The sequence below is a fragment of the Streptomyces sp. NBC_01571 genome (assembly GCF_026339875.1).
Classification (GTDB): domain Bacteria; phylum Actinomycetota; class Actinomycetes; order Streptomycetales; family Streptomycetaceae; genus Streptomyces.
In genome coordinates this window covers 5,021,819-5,043,207 of record NZ_JAPEPZ010000001.1, presented here as the reverse complement: position 1 = coordinate 5,043,207, position 21,389 = coordinate 5,021,819, and the positions used below count along the sequence as shown (strand labels likewise).

At 70.1% G+C, this 21,389-nt stretch carries 25 protein-coding genes; 19 read left to right on the top strand and 6 right to left on the bottom strand.

Features of this window, described 5'->3' with window-relative positions; genetic code table 11:
* Window positions 1-220 precede the first annotated feature (220 nt).
* From OHB41_RS52350 to OHB41_RS22680, 4 genes are all read left to right on the top strand, one after another.
* Window positions 221-301, top strand: coding sequence for a putative leader peptide (locus OHB41_RS52350; RefSeq protein ID WP_350310325.1), 81 nt, complete (start codon window positions 221-223; stop codon window positions 299-301).
* A gap of 142 nt (window positions 302-443) precedes the next feature.
* Complete coding sequence (locus tag OHB41_RS22690) at window positions 444-1,283, top strand: sulfurtransferase (protein WP_266700057.1); 840 nt, start codon at window positions 444-446, stop codon at window positions 1,281-1,283.
* 30 nt (window positions 1,284-1,313) lie between these two features.
* Window positions 1,314-1,601 carry a DUF1416 domain-containing protein gene (locus OHB41_RS22685; protein WP_018527919.1) on the top strand — a complete coding sequence of 96 codons (288 nt, stop codon included), beginning with the start codon at window positions 1,314-1,316 and terminating at the stop codon, window positions 1,599-1,601.
* Window positions 1,602-1,724: 123 nt separating this feature from the next.
* Complete coding sequence (locus OHB41_RS22680; protein ID WP_153289844.1) at window positions 1,725-1,985, top strand: DUF3099 domain-containing protein; 261 nt, start codon at window positions 1,725-1,727, stop codon at window positions 1,983-1,985.
* Window positions 1,986-2,034: 49 nt separating this feature from the next.
* Here OHB41_RS22680 and OHB41_RS22675 read toward each other — a convergent pair whose 3' ends face one another.
* The gene (locus OHB41_RS22675) at window positions 2,035-2,397 is read right to left on the bottom strand and encodes a DsrE family protein (protein WP_266700056.1); all 363 of its coding nucleotides are present in this window, start codon (window positions 2,395-2,397) and stop codon (window positions 2,035-2,037) included.
* A 240-nt stretch (window positions 2,398-2,637) separates the two neighbouring features.
* On the opposite strand from OHB41_RS22675, the gene OHB41_RS22670 reads away from it, so the two are divergent.
* From OHB41_RS22670 to ygfZ, 7 genes are all read left to right on the top strand, one after another.
* The gene (locus tag OHB41_RS22670) at window positions 2,638-3,384 is read left to right on the top strand and encodes a hypothetical protein (protein WP_266700055.1); all 747 of its coding nucleotides are present in this window, start codon (window positions 2,638-2,640) and stop codon (window positions 3,382-3,384) included.
* Window positions 3,381-4,385 (top strand): hypothetical protein, encoded by a 1,005-nt coding sequence (locus OHB41_RS22665; protein WP_323138391.1) that lies wholly within the window; start codon window positions 3,381-3,383, stop codon window positions 4,383-4,385. The genes OHB41_RS22670 and OHB41_RS22665 overlap by 4 nt, the downstream gene beginning before the upstream one ends.
* On the top strand, window positions 4,382-5,359 hold the full coding sequence (locus OHB41_RS22660) for a hypothetical protein (RefSeq protein WP_266700054.1): 978 nt from the start codon (window positions 4,382-4,384) through the stop codon (window positions 5,357-5,359). Before OHB41_RS22665 ends, OHB41_RS22660 begins: the two co-directional genes overlap by 4 nt.
* A 246-nt stretch (window positions 5,360-5,605) precedes the next feature.
* Window positions 5,606-6,181: a heme-binding beta-barrel domain-containing protein gene (locus tag OHB41_RS22655; RefSeq protein ID WP_266700053.1), complete on the top strand. Its 576-nt coding sequence runs from the start codon at window positions 5,606-5,608 to the stop codon at window positions 6,179-6,181.
* Between the two features lie 126 nt (window positions 6,182-6,307).
* Complete coding sequence (locus OHB41_RS22650) at window positions 6,308-6,673, top strand: response regulator transcription factor (RefSeq protein ID WP_266700052.1); 366 nt, start codon at window positions 6,308-6,310, stop codon at window positions 6,671-6,673.
* 10 nt (window positions 6,674-6,683) lie between these two features.
* Window positions 6,684-7,106 carry a Fur family transcriptional regulator gene (locus tag OHB41_RS22645; RefSeq protein ID WP_266700051.1) on the top strand — a complete coding sequence of 141 codons (423 nt, stop codon included), beginning with the start codon at window positions 6,684-6,686 and terminating at the stop codon, window positions 7,104-7,106.
* Window positions 7,107-7,209: 103 nt separating this feature from the next.
* Window positions 7,210-8,175, top strand: a complete 966-nt coding sequence (gene ygfZ, locus OHB41_RS22640; RefSeq protein ID WP_266700050.1) for a CAF17-like 4Fe-4S cluster assembly/insertion protein YgfZ — start codon at window positions 7,210-7,212, stop codon at window positions 8,173-8,175.
* Window positions 8,176-8,274: 99 nt separating this feature from the next.
* Here ygfZ and dtd read toward each other — a convergent pair whose 3' ends face one another.
* A complete protein-coding gene (dtd, locus tag OHB41_RS22635; protein WP_266700049.1) occupies window positions 8,275-8,700 on the bottom strand; it encodes a D-aminoacyl-tRNA deacylase in 426 nt (141 codons plus the stop codon).
* Window positions 8,701-8,924: 224 nt separating this feature from the next.
* Here dtd and OHB41_RS22630 point away from each other — a divergent pair, with 224 nt between their 5' ends.
* From OHB41_RS22630 to OHB41_RS22620, 3 genes are all read left to right on the top strand, one after another.
* A complete protein-coding gene (locus OHB41_RS22630) occupies window positions 8,925-9,671 on the top strand; it encodes an RsiG family protein (RefSeq protein WP_266700048.1) in 747 nt (248 codons plus the stop codon).
* A 166-nt stretch (window positions 9,672-9,837) separates the two neighbouring features.
* Complete coding sequence (locus tag OHB41_RS22625; protein ID WP_266700047.1) at window positions 9,838-10,905, top strand: asparaginase; 1,068 nt, start codon at window positions 9,838-9,840, stop codon at window positions 10,903-10,905.
* Window positions 10,906-11,223: 318 nt separating this feature from the next.
* Window positions 11,224-12,480, top strand: coding sequence for a GNAT family N-acetyltransferase (locus tag OHB41_RS22620; protein WP_266700046.1), 1,257 nt, complete (start codon window positions 11,224-11,226; stop codon window positions 12,478-12,480).
* A gap of 200 nt (window positions 12,481-12,680) precedes the next feature.
* Here the strand turns inward: OHB41_RS22620 and OHB41_RS22615 are convergent, their stop codons facing one another.
* Window positions 12,681-12,866, bottom strand: coding sequence for a hypothetical protein (locus tag OHB41_RS22615; RefSeq protein WP_266700045.1), 186 nt, complete (start codon window positions 12,864-12,866; stop codon window positions 12,681-12,683).
* A 216-nt stretch (window positions 12,867-13,082) separates the two neighbouring features.
* Here OHB41_RS22615 and OHB41_RS22610 point away from each other — a divergent pair, with 216 nt between their 5' ends.
* Window positions 13,083-13,991 (top strand): winged helix-turn-helix domain-containing protein, encoded by a 909-nt coding sequence (locus OHB41_RS22610; RefSeq protein ID WP_266700044.1) that lies wholly within the window; start codon window positions 13,083-13,085, stop codon window positions 13,989-13,991.
* 18 nt (window positions 13,992-14,009) lie between these two features.
* Here OHB41_RS22610 and OHB41_RS22605 read toward each other — a convergent pair whose 3' ends face one another.
* Window positions 14,010-14,198, bottom strand: a complete 189-nt coding sequence (locus tag OHB41_RS22605) for a hypothetical protein (RefSeq protein WP_148009080.1) — start codon at window positions 14,196-14,198, stop codon at window positions 14,010-14,012.
* A gap of 214 nt (window positions 14,199-14,412) precedes the next feature.
* On the opposite strand from OHB41_RS22605, the gene OHB41_RS22600 reads away from it, so the two are divergent.
* Together OHB41_RS22600 and OHB41_RS22595 are read left to right on the top strand one after the other, a co-directional pair.
* Window positions 14,413-15,291: a GntR family transcriptional regulator gene (locus OHB41_RS22600; RefSeq protein ID WP_266700043.1), complete on the top strand. Its 879-nt coding sequence runs from the start codon at window positions 14,413-14,415 to the stop codon at window positions 15,289-15,291.
* Complete coding sequence (locus OHB41_RS22595; RefSeq protein WP_266700042.1) at window positions 15,291-16,028, top strand: HAD family hydrolase; 738 nt, start codon at window positions 15,291-15,293, stop codon at window positions 16,026-16,028. Before OHB41_RS22600 ends, OHB41_RS22595 begins: the two co-directional genes overlap by 1 nt.
* Before the next feature lie 65 nt (window positions 16,029-16,093).
* Here OHB41_RS22595 and OHB41_RS22590 read toward each other — a convergent pair whose 3' ends face one another.
* On the bottom strand, window positions 16,094-16,282 hold the full coding sequence (locus tag OHB41_RS22590; RefSeq protein ID WP_266700041.1) for a hypothetical protein: 189 nt from the start codon (window positions 16,280-16,282) through the stop codon (window positions 16,094-16,096).
* Window positions 16,283-16,451: 169 nt separating this feature from the next.
* Here OHB41_RS22590 and OHB41_RS22585 point away from each other — a divergent pair, with 169 nt between their 5' ends.
* Window positions 16,452-17,378 (top strand): winged helix-turn-helix domain-containing protein, encoded by a 927-nt coding sequence (locus OHB41_RS22585; protein ID WP_266700040.1) that lies wholly within the window; start codon window positions 16,452-16,454, stop codon window positions 17,376-17,378.
* Window positions 17,379-17,566: 188 nt separating this feature from the next.
* On the top strand, window positions 17,567-19,786 hold the full coding sequence (locus OHB41_RS22580; RefSeq protein ID WP_526025054.1) for a phosphotransferase: 2,220 nt from the start codon (window positions 17,567-17,569) through the stop codon (window positions 19,784-19,786).
* Between the two features lie 112 nt (window positions 19,787-19,898).
* On the opposite strand, the gene OHB41_RS22575 is transcribed toward OHB41_RS22580, so the two are convergent.
* Window positions 19,899-20,747: a nitroreductase/quinone reductase family protein gene (locus OHB41_RS22575; protein WP_266700039.1), complete on the bottom strand. Its 849-nt coding sequence runs from the start codon at window positions 20,745-20,747 to the stop codon at window positions 19,899-19,901.
* Window positions 20,748-21,389 lie beyond the last annotated feature (642 nt).

The following is a 21,389-nucleotide window of genomic DNA, read 5'->3' as shown; positions in this document are numbered from 1 at the left end:
CGGAAGGACGGTCGGAGGCGGCGTCGGGCGCGGCTGTCCGAAAGGCGAGACAGGCCCGTCCGTACGGCAGATGCGCGGCGGACGCGATGCCGGGCGCCGGGGCCCGGTGAGCGGGCGGGAGTGGTTTCGATGGTCATCTCATCCCACATCCCGGACGATCCCATCTCATGATGCGACACACCGGTGACATGTCGCGCTGTCCGTCCCTACGATCGGACGCATGAAGCGACAGGCGGACCTCACGAAGCGGCGGGCAGTAGACCTGTGCCGCGTCGCCGCCATGCTCTGTCGCACCTTCTGAGCGGGGGCATTCGCCCATCCGCCCCGCCCTGGCCCTTCTTCGCCAGGGACCCCCGTGCGCGCCGCGCAGCCGAGACAGGCATGACCGCGCACCCTCTCTCTAACGCACCGCCCCGCCGCAACTGCCCCGGAGGAGAAAGAGCATGAGCCGCAGCGACGTCCTGGTAGACGCCGACTGGGTCCAGGCCCACCTGGACGACCCGAGCGTGGCCATCGTCGAGGTCGACGAGGACACGTCCGCGTACGAGAAGAACCACATCAAGAACGCGATCCGGATCGACTGGACCAAGGACCTCCAGGACCCGGTCCGCCGTGACTTCATCGATCAGGAGGGCTTCGAGAAGCTCCTGTCGTCGAAGGGCATCGCCAACGACACGCTGGTCGTCCTCTACGGCGGCAACAACAACTGGTTCGCCTCCTACGCCTACTGGTACTTCAAGCTCTACGGCCACGAGAACGTGAAGCTCCTCGACGGCGGCCGCAAGAAGTGGGAGCTCGACTCCCGCGACCTGGTCGTCGAGGTGCCCGAGCGCGCCGCGACCGACTACAAGGCCAAGGCCCAGAACACGGCGATCCGCGCCTTCCGTGACGACGTGGTCGCCGCGATCGGCTCGCAGAACCTGGTCGACGTCCGTTCGCCCGACGAGTTCAGCGGCAAGCTGCTGGCCCCGGCGCACCTTCCGCAGGAGCAGTCGCAGCGTCCGGGCCACGTCCCGAGCGCCCGCAACATCCCGTGGTCGAAGAACGCCAACGACGACGGCACCTTCAAGTCGGACGACGAGCTCAAGGAGCTCTACGCCGACGAGCAGGTCGACCTCGCCAAGGACACGATCGCGTACTGCCGCATCGGTGAGCGTTCCGCGCTCACCTGGTTCGTGCTGCACGAGCTGCTCGGCGTGGAGAACGTCAAGAACTACGACGGTTCCTGGACCGAGTACGGCTCCCTGGTCGGCGTCCCGATCGAGCTCGGCGCCAACAAGTAACCCCCAAGGCCAGAAGGACGGAATCGAAATATGTGTGGAGCGAAGGCCGGCGGCCCGGACGCCTCGACGATCAAGCCCGGTGAGACCACCATCCAGGGCCAGGTGACCCGCGACGGCGAGCCCGTCACCGGTTACGTGCGTCTGCTGGACTCGACCGGCGAGTTCACCGCGGAGGTCCCCACCTCCGCGACGGGCCAGTTCCGTTTCTACGCGGCCGAGGGCACCTGGACCGTACGCGCCCTGGTCCCCGGCGGCACCGCGGACCGCACGGTCGTCGCCCGGACGGGCGGCCTCGCCGAGGTCGCCATCGCCGTCTGACGGCACCCCGCAGGACCTTGAACGGCTGAAGGGCCGCACCCCGGGTCGAACGCTCGGGGTGCGGCCCTTCGGTATGCCCGCACGTCCCGCGCCGGACCGCTTCCGTGGACCTACTCTGGACGTATGTACGCACGACGGCGGCACGTGTACTTCGCCATGATGGGGACGTGCATCGGTCTCTTCGTCCTGGCCTGGGGAGTCGTGCGGATCTGGTCGATTCCCGCGGCCGTGGGGATGTGCGTGGTGGCGATGGTGATTCCGCCGCTCGCCGCGATGGTGGCCAACCGGCGCGGTCCCGAGGACCGCTGGTGGGACGACCCGTCGGGGGACCCCAAGTCCGACGAGTGGTGGGACGAGCTGGACGGGAAGAAGCGGCGGCCGTAGGGCCTGTCCGGCAGTTCGGCTGCCCCGCGCCCGGGCCGGCGGCGACCGCTCAGTAGACGAGCGCCTGCGTCTCGTCCGCCATGGCCTCCTGGACGAAGACCTGGGCGCCCGCGATGCGCACGCCCTCCAGCACGTCCTTCTCCGTGATGTCCCGGCGGGCCGCGCACTGCGTGCACAGCGTGATGCGGCCCGCCGCGAGGATCGAGTCGATCAGACCGGGCAGCGGAGCCGCGTGCGGAAGCTCGAACTCGGCGGCCCGGCCCGGCAGGGCGAACCAGGCGGACTCCCCGGTCAGCCAGAGGGAGACATCGACGCCACTGGCCACGGCCACCGCCGCCACCGTGAACGCCTGTGAGCAGCGCTCCGGGGCGTCGGCCCCCGCCGTCACCTTGATCAGGAGCTTCTTCGCCATGGATGCATCGTAGTCGGCGGAGTCCGAATCGTGATCAGGGCTCTTACAACCCCGTGGGTTACCCATGGGTCTCCTGTGCGCGCGGATACGGAATCCGTGCTTCGCGTTCCGTGGGGGGACGAGTTGGAAGTCGAGGCAGTACCCGAAACATCCGAAGCGGCCGACGCACCTGGGGAACTCCCCCAAGCGCCGCAGCCGCTCGACCATACGTCCGAGCAGACGCCCGAGCACGTACCCGACGTGTCCCACGCGCCTGACGAGTCCGGTGCACCCGGCGTGCGTCGGCGTCGGCGTGGGCGTACGACCCTTCTGATCGCCACGGCCGCCGTGCTGGGGCTGGTCGCCGGTACCTGTGCCGGCTACCTGATCCAGGCCGACCGTGAGCCCACCGGGCTGCCGTCGCTCTCGCAGCCCGTGGTCGCCCAGGCGCGGGGAGCGGCCCCCGAGCCCCTCTCGGCCGCGCAGGACCACCGGGTGAAGACCGACGGCGACCTGCGCAAGCTCCTGCTGAAGCGGCCCAAGGGCGCGCGGGAGGCCGACTGGATCGGCAGCGACGGCTGGATGGACGTCGGCGAGTACGCGGAGTCGTTCACGAAGCCGGACGGCGCCTTCAAGGACCTGGTCGCCGACGAGTTCCGGCGCGCGGCCGTGACGGGCTGGAAGCAGGGCAGCGCCGGCACCGTGGAAGTCAGGCTCCTCCAGTACCGCCAGGAGGAGAAACTCGCCGCCGGCGACGCGTCCGACAACGGCCAGTACTGGGCGGACAAGGAGAGCGGCACGCGCAGCTGGGCCATTCCCGGCACGGGGAACGGCATGGTGTACGTCCACAGCAAGCCGGACACGAATCCCGGCTACGTGCCGGTCTACGGGGCGGAAGCGCAGGCCTGGCGCGGCGACATCGCCATGGAGATCTGGATCTACGACAGCAAGCCGATCCCGAAGGCGACGATCATGGACCTGGCCAAGCGGCAGATGGAGCGGCTGTGAACGAGCAACCGGCGAACCCGTCGGACGCGGGGACCGTCCCGGCGCCCGCCACGCCTGAGTCCACCGCCACGCCTGAGTCCACCGCCACGCCTGAGTCCACCGCCACACCCGAGCCCACCGTCACTGGCACGCCCGAGCCCACCGTCACTGGCACGCCTGAGCCGGCGGCGCCGGAGTCGTCCTCCGTGTCCGCGACGGCGGCGCCGGAGCCCTCCGCCGAGCCCGGGGCGAGCGCGCCCGAGCCCGCTCCGGCCAGGAAGCGCGTACGCCGTGGCCGTGTCGCCGCCGTCGCCGGTGCCGTCCTGCTCGTCGGGGCCGTCGTCGCGGGCAGCGCCTACACCGTGGTGACCGTCCAGGACGCCGACCGGGACCCCGGCGCGCCCACCTGGACCTTCCCCAAGGCCGCGCACGACGACGCCAGGAAGGCGAAGGGGCCCACGGGACTCGCCGCCGTGCTCGTGCCGTACGGCACCGACGGCTGGACCCGGGGACCCGACATCGCCGAGTTCGGCAACGACGCCTCGCTCAGCGGACCCGAGGCCGCCGCCCTGCGCAAGGAGTCGCTGCGCGAGCTGCCCCGTTCCCAGCGGCGGCAGCTGGAGAAGCGCATCGACAAGGAGCACACCAAGGGCATCGCGATGCGCAGTTACCTGGGTACCGACACCTACACGCTGCAGGCCGAGTTCACGGTGAGCATCGAGCTGGCCCAGATGGAGGACAAGACGGCGGTCCGGAACATGTCCACGTTCCAGAACGAGTTCTTCGACGCCCTCAAGATCTTCCGCACGGGGCCGAAGATCGAGGGCCACAAGAACGCCAAGTGCTTCCTGCCGCCCAAGGACAAGAAGGAGAAGCTCGACGCGATGGTCTGTTCCGCCTATCAGGGCGACGTACTGGTCAGCCTCACCGCGTACGGAGCCAAGCCACTGAACACCAAGGGTGTCGCGAAGCTGCTGCGCGAGCAGCTCGACCGCATCGCAGAACCGGGGGAGGCGGTATGACCGAGCAGACGACGTCCGTCGAGGAACAGGCCGCACCGCTGCCCGCACCCCGACCGGCGGACGAGCTCCCCGCCGAGCCGCCCGTCGAACCGTCCGTCGATCCGGCGGCCGAACCGTCCGTCGATCCGGCGGCCGAACCGTCCGTCGATCCGGCGGCCGGGCCGCCTGCCGAAGCACCGGCCGGCGTGCCCGCCGGACCGCCGGTGAAGAAGGACCGCCGCGTCCTGCGCGCCGTCCTGCGCTGGACGGCCGCCACCGTGGTGTTCGCCGCGGTCGGCACCTCGGCCGCGTACGGCATCACCCGGATGGAGCGAACCGACGTCCCGGGTCTGGCGACGGAGTCGGACGGTCGCTGGGACTACCCGGAGATCACCATGCCGCCGCTGCCCGCGGGCAGCCCCCGCCCGTTCGACGAGGCGAACAAGGCCGGCACCCACTACGCCGACCTGCGCGGACTCGTACTGCCCGCGCCGAAGGGCGCCAAGGCCGACACGGCGCTGCGCGGCGAGGACGGCTGGCTGGCGACGAAGACCTTCCTGGCGGAGTACGCATCCAAGGACGACCGGGAGACCATCGGACAGCTGCTGACCGACAACGGGCTGCGGAACATCGCCGCGCGCGGCTGGCGTACACCGGACGGCACGCACACGCGGATCTACCTGCTGCACTTCGGCACCGCGGCCGTCGTGGACGAGCTCGGCACCACCGATCTGACCTCCTACAACAGCCCGGAGTACGCGATGCGCGGCGCCGCGGGCATGTCCAGGGACCAGGACTACCCCGCCCGTGCCGGGATCGACGACGTCGACCGTTCGCCGTACGCCGAGACCAAGCCGTACGGCGCCGAGCAGGTCCGCGAGGCGTACCTCGAGGCCGGGGACACCCTCGCCGTGATCGTGCAGTCCCGCAAGGGCGTCACGGAGGCCGTCCCCTTCCAGCAGACGGTGGCCCTGCAGAGCCAGCTGCTGGGCTGAGCCGCCAGGGTGTACCTCGCAGAGAGAGCCGGGCCCCGCACGACTAGAGTGGGGTCCGGTTCTTGTACCGCCTGTCACCGCCCACCACCGCGTCACCCGAGGAGCACCCCGTGCTTGAGGCATTCTTCGAAGCCCTGCTGGTTCTGGTCTGCGTCGGCGTTCTGGCCTTCGCCGGGCTGACCGTGAAGAAGCTGTACCAGGGCCAGCGCTGACCCCGCCTCTGACGTCGACGACGAAAAGCTGCTCATGATCGAGATCCCGTCCGACCTCCACAAGGACCTGCTCCCCCTTGCCTTCCTGCTCGGCAACTGGGCCGGCGCGGGTGTCCACGACTTCCCCGGCTCCGAGAAGTGCAACTTCGGGCAGGAGGTCACCTTCAGCCACGACGGGCGCGACTTCCTCGAGTACCACTCGCACACCTGGGTGCTCGACGCCGACGGGAACAAGGTCCGGCCGCTGGAGTCCGAGTCGGGCTTCTGGCGCATCGACGCCCACCGCAAGGTCGAGGTCGTCATGACCCGCGACGACGGTGTCGTCGAGATCTGGTACGGCGACCTGGCCGAGAAGAAGCCGCAGATCGACCTGGTCACGGACGCGGTGGCGCGAACCGCCGCCTCCGGTCCGTACACCGGCGGCAAGCGTCTGTACGGCTATGTGAAGAGCGACCTCATGTGGGTCGGCGAGAAGCAGACCCCCGAGGTCGAGCTGCGCCCCTACATGTCCGCGCACCTGAAGAAGGTCGTCACCCCGGAGGACGTCGAGCGCTGGGCCAAGGCCCTCCCGGACGACATGCCGGACGACGGGATCGCGTTCTTCAAGTAGACCGGGCGTCGATCGCGTCGTCAGCGGCCGCTCTCAAGCGATGTACAGGGAAAGTTCACGCTTCTCTGATGCGGGGCCGGTAACTCTACGAGGGTGACCGGCCCCGCTTTCCTTCCTGAAGAGCCCGTGAACCCAGCCGTGCCCGTGCCCGCTGCCGCGCCTGCTCCCGTACCGGCCTCCGTACCCGTGCCTGCCGCCGCCCGCGTGCTCGTCGTCGACGACGAGCAGGACGTCCGCGAGCTGCTCACCGAGACCTTCCGGCTGGCGGGCTTCGCCGTCACCGCGGTCGGCACCGGCGTCGCCGCGCTGAACACCGCGTACGCCGAGACCCCCGACCTCGTCGTCCTCGACGTACACCTCCCCGACTTCGACGGCGCGGACGTCGCCCGCATCCTGCGCGACGCCGGTCGCGAGGTCCCGGTGGTCCTCCTCCCCAAGCCCTTCAGCCTGGAGAGCGTCGTGACACGCGTCAGGGAGATCCTGGCAGCCTAGACTGGGCCGCGTGGTAGGCACCGACTGGAAGAGCGATCTGCGGCAGCGCGGTTACCGGCTGACTCCGCAGCGGCAGCTTGTGCTCGAAGCCGTGGACACGCTGGAGCACGCGACCCCGGACGACATCCTGGTCGAAGTGCGCAAAACGGCTTCCGGTGTCAACATCTCGACGGTCTACAGAACGCTGGAGCTGCTCGAGGAGCTGGACCTGGTCAGCCACGCACATCTCGGGCACGGCGCGCCGACCTACCACCTGGCCGACCGTCACCACCACATCCACCTGGTGTGCCGGGACTGCACGAACGTCATCGAGGCCGACATCTCGGTCGCCGCGGAGTTCACCGCGAAGCTCCGCGACACCTTCGGCTTCGAGACGGACATGAAACACTTCGCGATCTTCGGCCGCTGCCAGGACTGCGCCGCCAAGAAGTAGGGGCCGAGAAGTGAAGTAGGGGCCAAGAAGCAGGGACCAAGAAGCAGGGGTCCGGGAAATAAGAAATAAATTCGGCGGCTGCCGGGTCGTAGGCTGTGTGGATATGAAGAGCCCCCTCCTGGCCCTGCCCGGCGCGGTCCCCGCCGAGGGCGTCGACGAAGACGTCGCCGCCCACTACGGCGACCTGTTCCGTGAACAGCGCGCCCTCGCCGACGGCACCGGTTTCGTGGATCTCTCGCACCGCGGCGTCGTCGCCGTGACGGGCGAGGACCGGCTGAGCTGGTTGCACCTGCTGCTCACCCAGCACGTCACGGACCTCCCGGTGGGCCGTGCCACCGAGGCGCTGATCCTCTCCGCGCACGGCCACATCGAACACGCGCTGTACCTCGTCGACGACGGCACCACGACCTGGGCCCACGTCGAGCCCGGCACCCAGGAAGCGCTGATCGCGTACCTGGAGTCCATGAAGTTCTTCTACCGTGTCGAAGTCGCCGACCGCACGGGCGACTTCGCGGTCGTGCACCTGCCGGCCGGTTCGATCGCCGAGGTCCCCGAGGGAGCCGTCGTCCGCGAGACGCCGTACGGGCGTGATCTCCTCCTTCCGCGCACGGACCTGGAGTCGTACGCCGGCAAGGCCGGTCCGGCGGCCGGGCTTCTCGCGTACGAGGCGCTGCGCGTCGAACACCACCGCCCGCGGCTCGGCTTCGAGACCGACCACCGCACCATCCCGCACGAGCTGGGCTGGATCGGCAGCGCCGTCCATCTGCAGAAGGGCTGCTACCGGGGCCAGGAGACGGTGGCCCGGGTGCAGAACCTGGGCAAGCCCCCGCGCCGGCTGGTCTTCCTGCACCTGGACGGCAGCGAGGTGCACCTTCCGCCGCACGGCGCCGAACTCCGGCTGGCGGGCGACGGCCCCGACGGCCGGAAGATCGGGTTCATCACCACCGCCGTACGGCATCACGAGCTCGGCCCGATCGCGCTGGCGCTGGTGAAGCGGAACGTACCGCTCGACGCGCCGCTGCTCGCGGACACCACGGCCGCGGCGCAGGAAGTCGTCGTCGAGCCGTAGCCCTAGCCCTATCCGTCACACCCGGCACCTGGCACCCGTCCGCCCCGCCCGTCGACGGTCGGCATCCGTCGGCCGTCGTGCGTCGCCGCTCGTCAGTCGTCACATGTCGACGACGACGGTGAACGGGCCGTCGTTCGTCAGGGAGACGCGCATCCGGGCGCCGAAACGGCCCGTGGCCACCGTCGCGCCCAGTGCGCGGAGCTGCGCGACGACCTCGTCGACGAGGGGCTCGGCGACGTCGCCGGGGGCCGCCGCGTTCCAGGTGGGGCGGCGCCCCTTGCGGGCGTCGCCGTACAGCGTGAACTGGCTGATCACGAGCAGCGGGGCGTCGATGTCGCTGCATGACCTCTCGTCGGCCAGCATGCGGATCGACCAGAGTTTGCGGGCCAGTTGGGCCGCCTTTTCCTTGGTGTCGTCGTGCGTGACGCCGACGAGCACGCACAGCCCCTCGCCGTCGATCGCCCCGACCGTCTCGCCGTCCACGACGACGCTCGCGCCGTCCACCCTCTGCACCACCGCACGCATGTGACCATCATGCCGTGTGCGGCGAAGACCGTTCGGGAGGGTCCCGGCGAAGTCCTCCGAGGTCCCTGTGGCGCCCTTTGGGGTTTCTTTTTTTGTCCTTAACCCCCCATCTAGGTCCGATCAGGGGCACTCGGTCACATAGCGGCCACTTGGGGTGGCACGATGCGTGTGTTGCGGTGCAACCGTGGGGTGGACCGCGCCGGTCGAGGGGACGGAAGAGGCACATGAGCACACCGAGTATCGGGCAGCCGCCCGGAGCCGTGTCGTTGACCCGGACGAGTCCGCGGGCGGGAGGCGGTCGCGCGGGAGCCCACCGCCCTCCCGCGCAGCGCACCGACAGCCCGCTGCCCACCGACGCGCCCCAGCCCGATCTGACCCTGCTGCGGCTGCCCGAACTGCGGACCCTGCGGCGCGACGCCCAGCGCGACGAGGCCGACCTCAGCTATGTGCGACGGCTGCTCCAGGGCCGTATCGACATCCTGCGGGCGGAGCTGGCGCGGCGAGGGGGGCTGCGGGCGCCTGCCGCGGAGTCGGGCTCGGGTGCGGATGAGGGCGGACCGGCAGGATCGTCCGGATCCACATCCACATCCACACCCACATCCTCGTCCTCGGCCTCGTCGGCCGTGGGGCGTGGGGCGGCGGGGGAGCCCTCGGTCGTCGACCGGCTCCCGGAGATCCTGACGGACGCGCCGGCCCGGCACCGATCCTCGGCCCGCCATGTGACGGTGGGCACACCGCACGGCGAGGAGTACCGCCGGCTCGCCTCCGACATGCTCTCCGAGGTGGAGCTGTCGGACCTGGAGGCCCGTACGGACGAAGAGCTGGTCGAGGGAATGGGGCGGCTGGTGCGCTATGAGCAGCAGGTCTCCCGGCGCCGCCAGCGGCTGCAGCGGACGGCCGACGATTGCAGTGCCGAGATCGCCCGCAGGTACCGTGATGGGGAAGCACAAGTAGACGACCTGCTCATGTGACGCGGTGGCCCCCGGCGATCCCGGGGGTGTGCGGTGGTCGCTGCGACCGCACCGGGAACGGCCCGGGCACGCGGTCGCGGCGCTCGGCCGGCGGCATCCGGGACATCCCCGGTGCGGCGTCCCGGTCCGATCAACGCGCGGGTCCCGTCCCGGAAGGCCACCGCCGATGTCCGCCGCCCCCGCAGACCCCTCCATACCCTCGTCGTCCCCCTCGGTCCCGCCGGTCCATCCGGAGGGCGCGGCCGGTGAGGCCCTCCCCGCGCTCCGGGCACCCCGGTCGGTCCGGACTCCTCCGGGCCTTCCCGTTCTGGCCGAGGTCGTCCGTTCGGGATTCGTCGAGGGGCACCACAGGGGCAGCCTGGTGGTGCTGGCCGCGGACGGGTCCGTCGAATGGTCGCTCGGCGACGCGGACACACCCGTCTTTCCGCGTTCGTCGAACAAACCGATGCAGGCGGCCGGGGTGCTGCGGGCCGGCCTCGACCTGACCGGTGAACGGCTGGCCCTCGCCGCGGCCAGCCACTCCGGGGAGACCTTCCACCTCGATCTCGTGCGGAAGATGCTGGACGAGCACCGGCTGAGCGCCGGGCTGTTGCAGTGCCCGCCGGACCTGCCGCTGGACCCGGTGGAGGCGGAGACCTACCTCGCAGCCGGCGGTGTGCGCGACCGGGTCACCATGAACTGCTCCGGCAAGCACGCGGCGATGCTCGCCGTGTGCGCGCAGCGGGGCTGGCCGCTGGAGTCCTACCTCGACCCCGGCCACCCCCTGCAGCGGCTCGTCCACACCGTGGTCGAGGAGGCGGCGGGGGAGCCGGTGGCCGCGGTCGGCACGGACGGGTGCGGGGCGCCGTTGATGGCCCTCACCCTCACCGGGCTGGCGCGGGCGTTCCGCTCCTTCGTCGCCGCCGCGCCGGGTTCCGCGGAGCGGCGGGTGGCCGATGCGATGCGGACCCATCCCGAGTACGTCGCCGGTACGCGGCGGCCCGACACGTGGCTGATGCGGGAGGTGCCGGGGGTGCTGTCCAAGATGGGTGCGGAGGCCGTCCAGGCGGTGGCCCTTCCCGACGGCCGTGCCTTCGCCTTCAAGATCGACGACGGTGGTGGCCGGGCGCTGGGTCCCGTCCTGGCCCGCACGCTGACCCGGTTGGGCCTGGACGCGCCGGTCCTGTCGCGGATCGGGCGCGCTCCGCTGATGGGCGGGAGCGCCGAGGTCGGCGAGATCCGCGCCACGTTCTGACCGGCGGCGGGGTTTCCTCGCCCCCGCCGCCCCTACCCGACCCATCGCGTACCCGGGGGCTCCGCCCCCAGACCCCCGTTCGGCCTGAACGGCCTCGTCCTCAATCGCCGGACGGGCTGGGGGTGCCGGCCTGGGCTGCAGATTTTCAGCCCGTCCGGCGTTTGAGGACGAGCCCTTCGGGCGAAGCGAGGGTCCAGGGGGGCGGCAGCCCCTTGGCGGGGTCCGGGGCGGAGCCCCAGGGACAGGATGGGTCGGGTAGGGGCGGCGGGGGCGAAAAAACCCGCGACAGCCTCGGGCACGTACACCTAGCGTGCCCTCATGAGCCGCCGCGATGGAATAGACGTACGACCGATCACCGAGACCGAGATCCCGGACTGGATCCGCGCGCTGAACACGGGATTCCTGCGCTCCCCAGCCGTCTCCGAGCAGGAGACGGCCGACCGCGGCTCGTACATGCACCTGCCGCGCACACTCGGCGCCTTCGACGCCGGCCGATGCGTCGCGACCTTCCGCTCGTTCCCGCAGCAGCTCACCACCGTGGGCGGCGCCCTCGTCCCCGCCGAAGCGATCACGAACGTCTCCGTCACCGCCACCCACCGCCGCCGCGGCCTGCTCACCCGGATGATGGGCACCGCCCTCGCGGCCGCGAAGGAACGGGGCGACGTGGTCGCCACGCTGATCGCCGCGGAGTACCCGATCTACGGGCGGTACGGCTTCGGACCCGCCACCACCGCCACCCAGTGGACCGTCGACGTCCCCAGGACCGGCCTCGACCGCCGCTGGTCGGGCCCGGCCGACGGCGGCCGTATCGACCTGGTGGACGGCGAGGAGGTGCGCAAGACCGGCCCGGAGCTGCACGCCCGGCTCAGCCGCATCCAGCCGGGCGTGGTCAGCCGTGTCGAGCGCTGGTGGCAGGTGAACACCGGCGCGCTGAACTCGGACGGCGCCGCGTGGACGGAGCCGTTCTACGCCGTGTACCGCTCGGCGGACGGCGAGGTGGAGGGCCTGGTCGCCTACGAGTCGGACGACAACTGGGGCGACGCGAAGCAGCCGCTGAACACGGCCACCGTGAAATGGCTGATCGGGGTGACCCCCGCCGCCGAGCGCGCCCTGTGGCACTACCTCTGCTCGATCGACTGGATCACCCGGGTCAAAACCGGCTGGCGCGCCCCCGACGACCTGCTGCCGGATTTCCTGCCGGACCCGCGCGCCGCCCGGATCACCAGCCAGGCGGACTGGTTGTGGGTGCGGATCCTGGATGTCGTACGGGCCATGGAGGCGCGTACGTACGCGGGCTCGGGGAGCCTCGTCCTGGACGTCACCGACGGGGACGGACTGTCCGCCGGGCGCTACCGGCTGGACGTGGGTCCGGACGGCGCGGTGTGCGCTCCGACCGGGCAGAGCGCCGACCTCACGCTGGACGTACGTGAGCTGTCGGCCCTGTGGCTCGGCGAGGCGTCGGCGGTGCGGCTCGCCGCGCTCGGGCGGGTGCGGGAAGAACGAGAGGGCGCCGCCTCCGTGGCCGACGCCCTGCTCCGCACGTCCAGGCGACCGTGGTGCCCGGACATCTTCTGAGTCCTGAGTTCTACCGGCCCGACTCCTGCTCCTCCCTGTGGCCGCGGCTTCCTGGCTCCTTGTTCCTCGTGCGTGCTCCGTAGCACTGCGGTTGTGGTTGTTGTTCGACGTGCGGCGGTGCGTCGTACGGACCGACCGGGCTCCCGGCTCCCCTCCGGAGGAGAGCCCGGTCAGCCGGACTGCCGGACGGTGGTGCCCGATCAGCCGGACTGGGAGAGCAGCAGGACGAGGATCACGGCCCCGATGCCGCTGAGGGTGGTGTTCTTGGCCTTGAGGCCGACGGTCAGCACGGCGAAGGCGATGAGGCCCATCGGCCCGTACTTCCACTGGATGATCTGTTCGAATCCGATGGCGAGGGCGGCGACGGCGAGGGCGATGAGCGGCATGACGGTCCCTCCTTCGGGACGGCGAGGCGGACCCCGCTGGGACCGTCCACCTGGTCGACCGAACGTGCGCTTGGACGACTCCGGCGGCCAACCCCTCGGGAAGTTTGACCATGTTGCTGAAGTTGGCAACCAACTCACTCATGGTTATCTCCGCGTTGGGTCGACTCATAACCACCTATCCTTCAACTGCCCAAAGATGGCGCGAAGTTGTAGTGTTTGGTCGTGGAGCCGGAACACGCCGCCGCCAATGGGCGGAACAGGTCACCACGGCCACAGAGGTCACACCGTGAAGTGGCCGACGAACTGCGGAGCCGGATCAGGTCCGGCAAGCTGCGGCCGGGCCAGCGCATGCCCACACAGGCCAAACTGGCCGACGAGTTCGGTGTCGAGCGCGGGGCCGTCCGTCAGGCGTTACGCATCCTGCAGTCGGAGCACCTGCTCGTCAACATGTCCAAGGGGAGCCCGGCCACCGTCGCCGACACCCTGGGACGGGGTCTGACCGGCCCGGAAGCCTCACCGCAGCCCACCACGGTGGCGCTGGGCGGCCGGATCACGGCCGCCTTCGGGGCCCGGCACGTGGAGATCGACGCGCTGTGCCTGACCTCGATCTCGCTCACCCTTGCCATGGGCGAGCCCCTCCGGCAAATTCACGCGGGCCGTATAAAACCAGCCAGGGTGGACGTCCGCGTCCTGCTCCCCAGCAGTGACATCGACCTGGCCTTCCCGGCCCCGGTGGACGCTTCGGCCTCGGGACGGCTCCAGCGCAGCTGGCTCACCAACCGCAACGCCCAGGGCCAGGTGCTGCGCCACAACCTGCTCGCCCTGCGCGCCACCCACGGCATCGACGTCAACGTCGCCTTCCGCGCGCTGCCTTTCACCCCGCCCGTGAAGCTGTACCTGCTCAACGGGGTCGAAGCGCTCTTCGCGTACTACACCCTGGCCAGGCGCGAGGAGGAGGTCGACCACGAGTACCTGGAGATGTACGACGTCCGGGGCACCCAGTCGATGCTGTTCCCGTTCGCGCACGGAGCCGGGCCGCGGGACACCACGTTCGTGGAGCAGTCCCATCTCTGGTTCGACGCGCTGTGGGAGACCATCAGCTCGGAGCTGCTGCTTTCGGGCTGACCGTCTCCCGGCCGGGGCTCACAGGGCGGGGCCGGCCACCAGCAGGGCGAGGACGACCGCCCCGATGGAGCTGCAGGTGGGGCTCTTCGCCTTGACCCCGATGGTGAGCAGCAGCAGACCGACGACGCCGGTCGTGCCGTACTGCCACTGAACGAACTGGTCGAAGCCGACGACGAAGAGGGCGGAGAGAAGGGCGATGGCGGGCATGGTCGGTTCTCCTGCTTCTACTGTGGCGTGGTGGTTCCTCTGGGGTGTGCGGGGGTGAGTCCGGTGAGTCGGGGCACCTGGCTCGGTGGGGGAGGCAAAACTTCCGCCAACTTGGCCAAGTTGGCTGCCAACTCTGTTTAGGTTGTCCCCACTTGGCCGCCAGTCATAAACAACTTTTAAACAACTCCCCGTAGATGGGTGGGAGTTGTAACGTTTGGTCGTGACCCAGGAGAACGTTGCAGTGAACGGCAGCAGAAGGCTTTCGCCGCAGGAGATCGCCGACGTCCTGAGGGATCGGATCCGGGCCGGAGACCTCAAGGCGGGAGACCGTCTGCCCACGCAGGCCGAGCTGGCGGAGGAGTTCGGTGTCGAGCGGGGGACCGTCCGGCAGGCCCTGCGCGCCCTTCAGGACGACGGTCTGCTCAGCAACGTCAGCAAGGGGAGCCCGCCGCGGATCGCGGAGCAGGCCCCGGCACAGGGCGAGCCCCAGACGACGATGGTCGGCCTGGCGCCCCGCCTGGCCCAGGCGTTCTCGGCGCCGCACGTCCGGATCGACGCGGCCTGTCTGACCGCGGAGACGCTCATGCTGGCGCTCGGCGAACCGGTCCGCCTGATCCATGAGGGCCGCCTGCGCCCCGAGTCGATCGACGTCCGCATCCTGCTTCCGTCCCGGGACATCAACCTGGCCTTCCCGGTATCCGTCGACAGCGGGGCGGACGACGACCCGGTCCACGGTCGCTGGCTGGCCCAGCGCAACGCCCAGGTCCACGTCCTCCAGCACAACCTCCGCGCCCTGCGCTCCTCGCACGGTATCGACGTGCGGGTGACGTTCCGGGCCCTGCCCTTCACCCCGCCCGTGAAGTTGTACCTTCTCAACGAGGCCGAGGCCCTGCTCGCGTACTACATGGTCACGCGACGGGAGGAGGAGATGGCCGACGTGACGCTGGACATGTACGACGCACTGGGATCGGACTCCCTCCTCTTCTCCTTCGAGAAGCGGTCCGGCATGCGGGACGCCGCGTTCGTGGAGCAATCGCAGAAGTGGTTCGACGCCCTCTGGGAAACCATCACCACGGACCTGACACTCTCCTAGTGACTTCTGATACGAGGCAGACCGAACTGGTGGCGGCAGAGACCGAGAACCTGCGAGAAGTGATCGAACGTGCTCACTTCGTGCTCTTCGACTTCGACGGACCGATCTGCCGGCTGTTCGCGGGGCACCGCGCGGAGAACGTGGCGAAGGACCTGGTGGAGTGGCTCGAACGCCAGGGAATGCGCGGACTCCTGACGGAGGAGGAGCAGGCCCACCCCGACCCGATGGTCGTCCTGTACGCCGTCCATCGGCGCCATCCGCACAGCGACCTGGTGGCCGAGCTGGAGGAACGCCTCACCCAGCAGGAACTGAAGGCGGTGCCCTCCGCCTGGCCGACCCCGTACGCGGATCCGCTGATCCGGACCTGGAGCGCGGTGGGCGTGCGGCTGGCCATCGCGACCAACAACTCGGCCCGCACGGTCTCGGGCTACCTCGAAAGCCGTGGCCTCACCGGCTGCTTCGCCCCCAACCTCTACGGCCGCACGGAAGACCTCAACCAGCTCAAGCCGCACCCGCACTGCCTCAACCGCGCGCTGAACGCCATGGGCGCCGCCCCCGCCGCCGCCCTGATGATCGGCGACGCCCCCACCGACCACCAGGCCGCGCAACGGGCCGGCGTCCCGTTCCTCGGCTACGCGCGCAACGCGTACAAGGAGAAGCAGCTGCGCGAAGCGGGCGCCGAGAACGTGGTGGAGTCACTGGAGCCGCTGCTGCGGCTGCTTCGGCGGCAGCTCTGACAGCTGCGGCTGCGGGTCCGGGTGCAGACGCCGGTGAGGGTGGCGGGCGGTCCGCGTCCGAAGTCTCAGGCCTGCATCTGCAGGGTCAGCAGGAAGAAGAGCCCCGCCGACCACCAGACCAGCCGGGCGCTTCCCGCGCGTATGCCCACCACCAGGCAGGTCAGCACGAGCAGACCGGCCAGTCCGAGCCGCGACCGGACCAGCTGCGCCGCCCCGCATTCCAGTACGGCGACGACCAGTTGAAAGAAGACCATGAGTCCCACCCCGTCCACTTCCACGAATCGATCAACTACCGGTCCAATTGGACTGGTTGACTTGAGATTGGTTTTCCCGGCCGGATTGATCCCTTAACCGGCAGCCGGTGGCGACCACTGCCTGACTGGAACCGGTTTGCTTGTCGGCCAAAGGAGGTACGGTCGCCGTGTGGGCGAGGAGCAGACCACCGAAGGGGGCGGCAGGGAGTTCTGGCGTGTCCTGGAGGAGCTGCGCGGCCGGCTGGCCAACGGGGTCTACCCGCTGGGCAGCACACTGCCGGCCCAGCGAGCCCTGGCCGACGAGTTGGCGGTCTCCCGGGACACCGTTCAGCGGGCCCTGAGAGCGCTGTCGGGCGAGGGCTGGATCGAGTCCCGGCAGGGCAGCGGCTCGCGCGTCGTGAAGAGCCCCATACACCTCGGCAACCCCCGGCAGGAAGCGCCCCGGGTGCGCGCGACCCTGGGTACCTTCATCGCCCGCGCCTTCGCTCAGCCGGTCGTCCAATTGGACGTGTTCACCCTCACGTCCGAATCTCTGGACGCCCACATCCGGCTGCAGGCCGAGCGCATCCGGCTGGAGGAGATCACACCCGAGCGCATTGAACTGCGCATGCTGTTGCCCTCCCTGTCACTCGAGCTGCCCTACCCCCGTGCGCAGAGCCCCGCGCGTGAGGGAGAGGAGGAGCGCGAAGCGGAGGCCGGACAACTGGACCAGTTGAACGGACAGCTCCAGGACCGCCTGCACGCCATCACCCGGCGGCACGCGATCTCGTTGCGTTCGGCGCTGCGGGACCTGCAGACGGAGGGACTGGTGCCCTCCGTACAGGTGGAGGTCCGGCACGTGCCGCTCACCCCCGCGTTCAAGCTGTATCTGCGTCCGGGCGCGGAGGCCTTGTTCGGGCCGTACGAGGTGGTGGAACGCTCGATCCTCATGGACGACGAGACCGAGGTCGACGCCATCGACGTGCTCGGCCTGGGATCGACACTCACCCGCCACGTCAACGACGAGGGTGATCCCGACTCCTCCGGGTCGGTGTTCGTGGAGAGCATGCACGCCTGGTTCGATTCGTGCTGGGATCTTCTCGCGCGGCCGTCCTGAGCCGGAGCCGGGTCCACCGGTCCTCCGGCAGTGCGGCACTCCTTGAATGTAGAACTCTTTCTCAAGTACGCAGCGATTGCGCGGCCAGGCTCCTGGGCGACCACTAGGGTGTCCTCACCCTCGTCGCGATGCATGAACATCGGCGACAACGCACAGCCATTCAGGAGTGACCCGTGGGCGTTCCGCTGATGTCCGGCCCGCGCGGTCCCCTGGCCCTGGAAGAGGCGTCGGACACGGAGTACCGCCACTTCGTCCGCTACGCCAAGGCATTCGGATCGTTCGGCAGGGGACACCACAATCTGAATTACATGGTGAGGCCGCTCACGGAGCACGACTCCCGCCTGGTGGCGTGCGAGGACGGCGCGCCGGTGACGGTGCGGGAACGTATCCCCTCGGCGCTGCCCGTGGTCATCAGGACCTGGCAGGACGAGGCGGAGATCCTCAACACGATCTGCGGCGTACTGCCGCACGTTCCGCGGTGCCTGGTCAAGCACCGTGATCTGACCATTCTCAGCTATGTGGAGGGCATGCCGCTGTCGCGTATCTGCCCGAACGACAATCCGCTGCACTCCGGTCTGGTCCTCGCCCTGGCGGATCTCCTCGCGGACATGACGCAGGTGCGCAGACAGCACCTTCCTCCGCTGCCCCCGTCCTGGCCCCGTTCCAACCGTGACAGCAGCGCCTTTCTGCGGGCGTTGGCGTTCGCGGCGGAGGAGCAGATCAGGCAGCGCAACTGGGGTGAGTTCGGCGGCCTCTTCGCGATGCTGGGCATTCCCGAGGACGCGATGGTGCGGTTCGCCGAGAGGGTGCCGGCGCTGGTCAGCCGCCCCTTCAGCCTGCTCCACACCGACCTGCACCGGGACAACGTGATCGTCTCCTACGACGGCGACCCGCCCCTGATCTGCGTCGACTGGGAACTGGCGAGCTACGGCGACCCGCTGCACGACCTCGCCACGCATCTGGTGCGGATGCGGTACCCCGAATACCAGTGGCCCGAGGTGATCGAGGCATGGCGTGAGGCGATGGGCCGACGGCGCCCCGCGGCCGTGTACGGGCTCGACCGCGACCTCGGGCACTACGTCGCCTTCGAGCGCGCCCAGTCCGTCTACCCGGATGTGATCCGGGCCGCGATGTCGATGGGTGACTCCGCCAAACAGCAGCAACTGGACGCCGCCACCGGTGCGGTGCGCCGGGCACTCCTTGCCGCCGAGGAACCACTGCGGCTCGCGAGCGTGCCCGACGAGACCGCGATCGAGCGCATTCTCTTCCGGTGGAACGAGTCCCACGGAGGCCGGCACAAACATCCCTGGTCCCGCCAGGAGATCGTCTGGAAGGCCGACGAAAGACTCCCTCCGCATCCGTGCCTCTCCAAGGCGGCCGTGAGCGAGGCCCTGTTCGAGGAGGGGGCCGCCTCCGCGGACCGGGTGTTCAAGGGAACGGCCCACCTCAACACGGCGGTACGGGTGCCGGGCGTGCCCTTTCCCGTCATGGTCCGCCGGAGGGTCGGCGCGGCGAACGCCCGCGAGCGCCGGTTCCTCAACGAGCACGCCGTCCTCGGAGCCATCGAGCGGTCGAACGTCTCCGTGCGTGCCCCGCGCGTGCTGGCCCTGGGCATCAGCGGCCTGATGGAACAGTTCACCATCCACTCGTACGAAGGGCCGGCGGACGGGTTCAGGCCACCGGACCACCCCGTGGACGGCCTGCGCCCGTACGAGGCGGACGATCTCGTGGACCAGCTCGGGGCCCTGGCCTCGGTCGACTGCGACGAGCTGGACCCGTTCCGGGAGGGGCTGAATCTCTACCCCGGACTCCGCGACGAACTGGTCCACATGGTGAACGCACTGCCCAAACCGACCCGGGACCTGATGCGGGAACTCGGGCTCCCCGACGGGTACCGGCTCGGCGAGATCCTCGACCGCCACACGCTGGTCCCCCGTCGGCCCGTGCTCCTGCACGGAGATCTCAACCCGTGGAACCTGGTGCGCGGTGAGCGGGGCGAACTGGTGCTCATCGACTGGGAGATGGCGGTCGTCGGCGACCCCCTGTACGACCTGGTCCGGCACATGCATCTGACGCCCACGCGGCCCGAGATCCGTGAGCGTCTGTTCGCCCGCTGGGCGCGGGTGCTGCCGGAGGACTGCACGAAGGGCTGGCGCGAGGACTGGCGCGTCTACCGCTGGATGGAGGTGGTCCGCTCGGCGTACGTGGACCTCGACCGTCTGGTGACCGGCGACAGTCTGGACGCCCCGAACGTCCGCCGGGCCGTCGGCTCCTACGCGATGACCCTCGCCGAGGCCATCGCGGCGCTGGGACTTCCGGGCCGGACGACGAACCCCTACCTCGCCCGCGCGCTGCCTCACGGAGAACGCGGGAACCGGCGGCCGGCCGGGGTCTCCGCGGAATCCTGAGCTTCCGCGAGTCCGCGGAGACCCCGGCCGGCGCCCGCCCCACTCGTACGGGTCGGCCCGGTGGCCGGCCCGGCGGCCTCGTCCTGCTCGACGAGACCGCCGGACCTGCGACTCAGCGGGCGCTCGCGGCGTCCAGAAGCGGGATCAGCTGGTCCTCCTCGTCGCGGAGATGGGCTTCGAGCGCTTCGGTGAGGCGTACCACCTCGGGGAGTACGAGGGCCGGGTCGGCGTGGTTCTGGCCGACGACCCGGCGCAGTTCCCCGGTCAGCACGGCGATCCGCCCGTGCTCGTCGCGCAGCCGGTCCAGCAGCGGCGCGTGTTCGGGGTGCCGGTCGGCGAGGGCACGGAAGAGGCCGATGTCCTCGCCGGTGTGGTGCTGGTGCAGACCCTGGCAGAGGGTGAGGCAGTTGACGCGGAGCTGGGCACCCAGGGAGGTACCTGAGAACGTGAACTCCGCTCGGATCAGGGCGAGTTCGCGCCGAAAGGCGTCATGGACGGCCTTCAGGGCCTCGCTCACGGAGCCGGCGTTCACGCGCGGCGGGCCGTCCTGGGCGATCTCCTGGAGCGCGACGACGGGGATCACGCGGTCCGTCTTCGCCTGGTACGTCGCCCACCCCGGGTCGGCCTCCACCGCCCGGGCGAAGAGTCGGTCGCGCTCGGCGCCCTCCAGGACGACGGCCCGCGCGTCGTAGGTGAAGACGCCGCTCTCGACGCGCACGCGCGGGTCGGCGACGAGGTTGCGGAACCAGTCCGGGTGCCTGGGCGCTCCTCCGGCCGAGGCGATGACGAGGACCCGGCCGCCGCCGTCGGGGTAGTAGCCGAGGGGGGTGGTGTGCGGGGTTCTGGTGCGCGTCCCGGTGGTGGTCAGCAGGAGCAGTCGGGCTCCTTCGAAAGGGCCGCCCACTTTCCCGTGACGGGCGCGGAATTCATCGATGATCTGCTGGTTGAAGGCGTTGGGCATGCTCTGCTTTCTGCTGTCTTCGGGCAGTTTTCGGGCAGGGGGAATCGCCGCGGCGCCGTGCGCGTGCGAGAGCACGCGAAGCCCGCGTTGCGGAAAATCAAAGGGAGAGGAAGGCGCGCGACACTCCGCATCCCGGAGTGCGCGAAGAAAAGGGGTGGGCGGTGCCCTGCACCGCCCCGGCCTCACTCGGAGGCCGGGCGACCAACTCGCTCACGGCACGAGGCCGACCCGGCAGTCATGGCCGCAACGGTAGTGCCGAGGGGCCCGCGAGGCAACGCGCGGGCCCCCGATTCCCGGCCACGCGGTCCTTTCCGGTAGGCCACTTCTGGCCGCTGTCGATGACCGCCGTCATTGACCCCCGTCATTCGTCGGGAATTCCGCCGCCCGTCCCGCGTATTCGTCGCGGGGAACGCGGTCGGTTGTCAATCACGGCTGCTGTCGAGTGCGGCCTGCTGTCAGGTGCGGCCGGTTGTCGGGCGTCGCCGGTTGTCCGGTGCGGCCGACTGTCGGACGTGGCCGGTTGTCCGGTGCGGCCTGCCCGTGAGGCCGGTGCTTTCGAGGTCGTCCGGCCGCCGGGCGCTCCAGTGCGGTGATCACGCGGACGCCGCACTTTCGGGTTTCGCCCCGTCCCGTGAGTGGAAG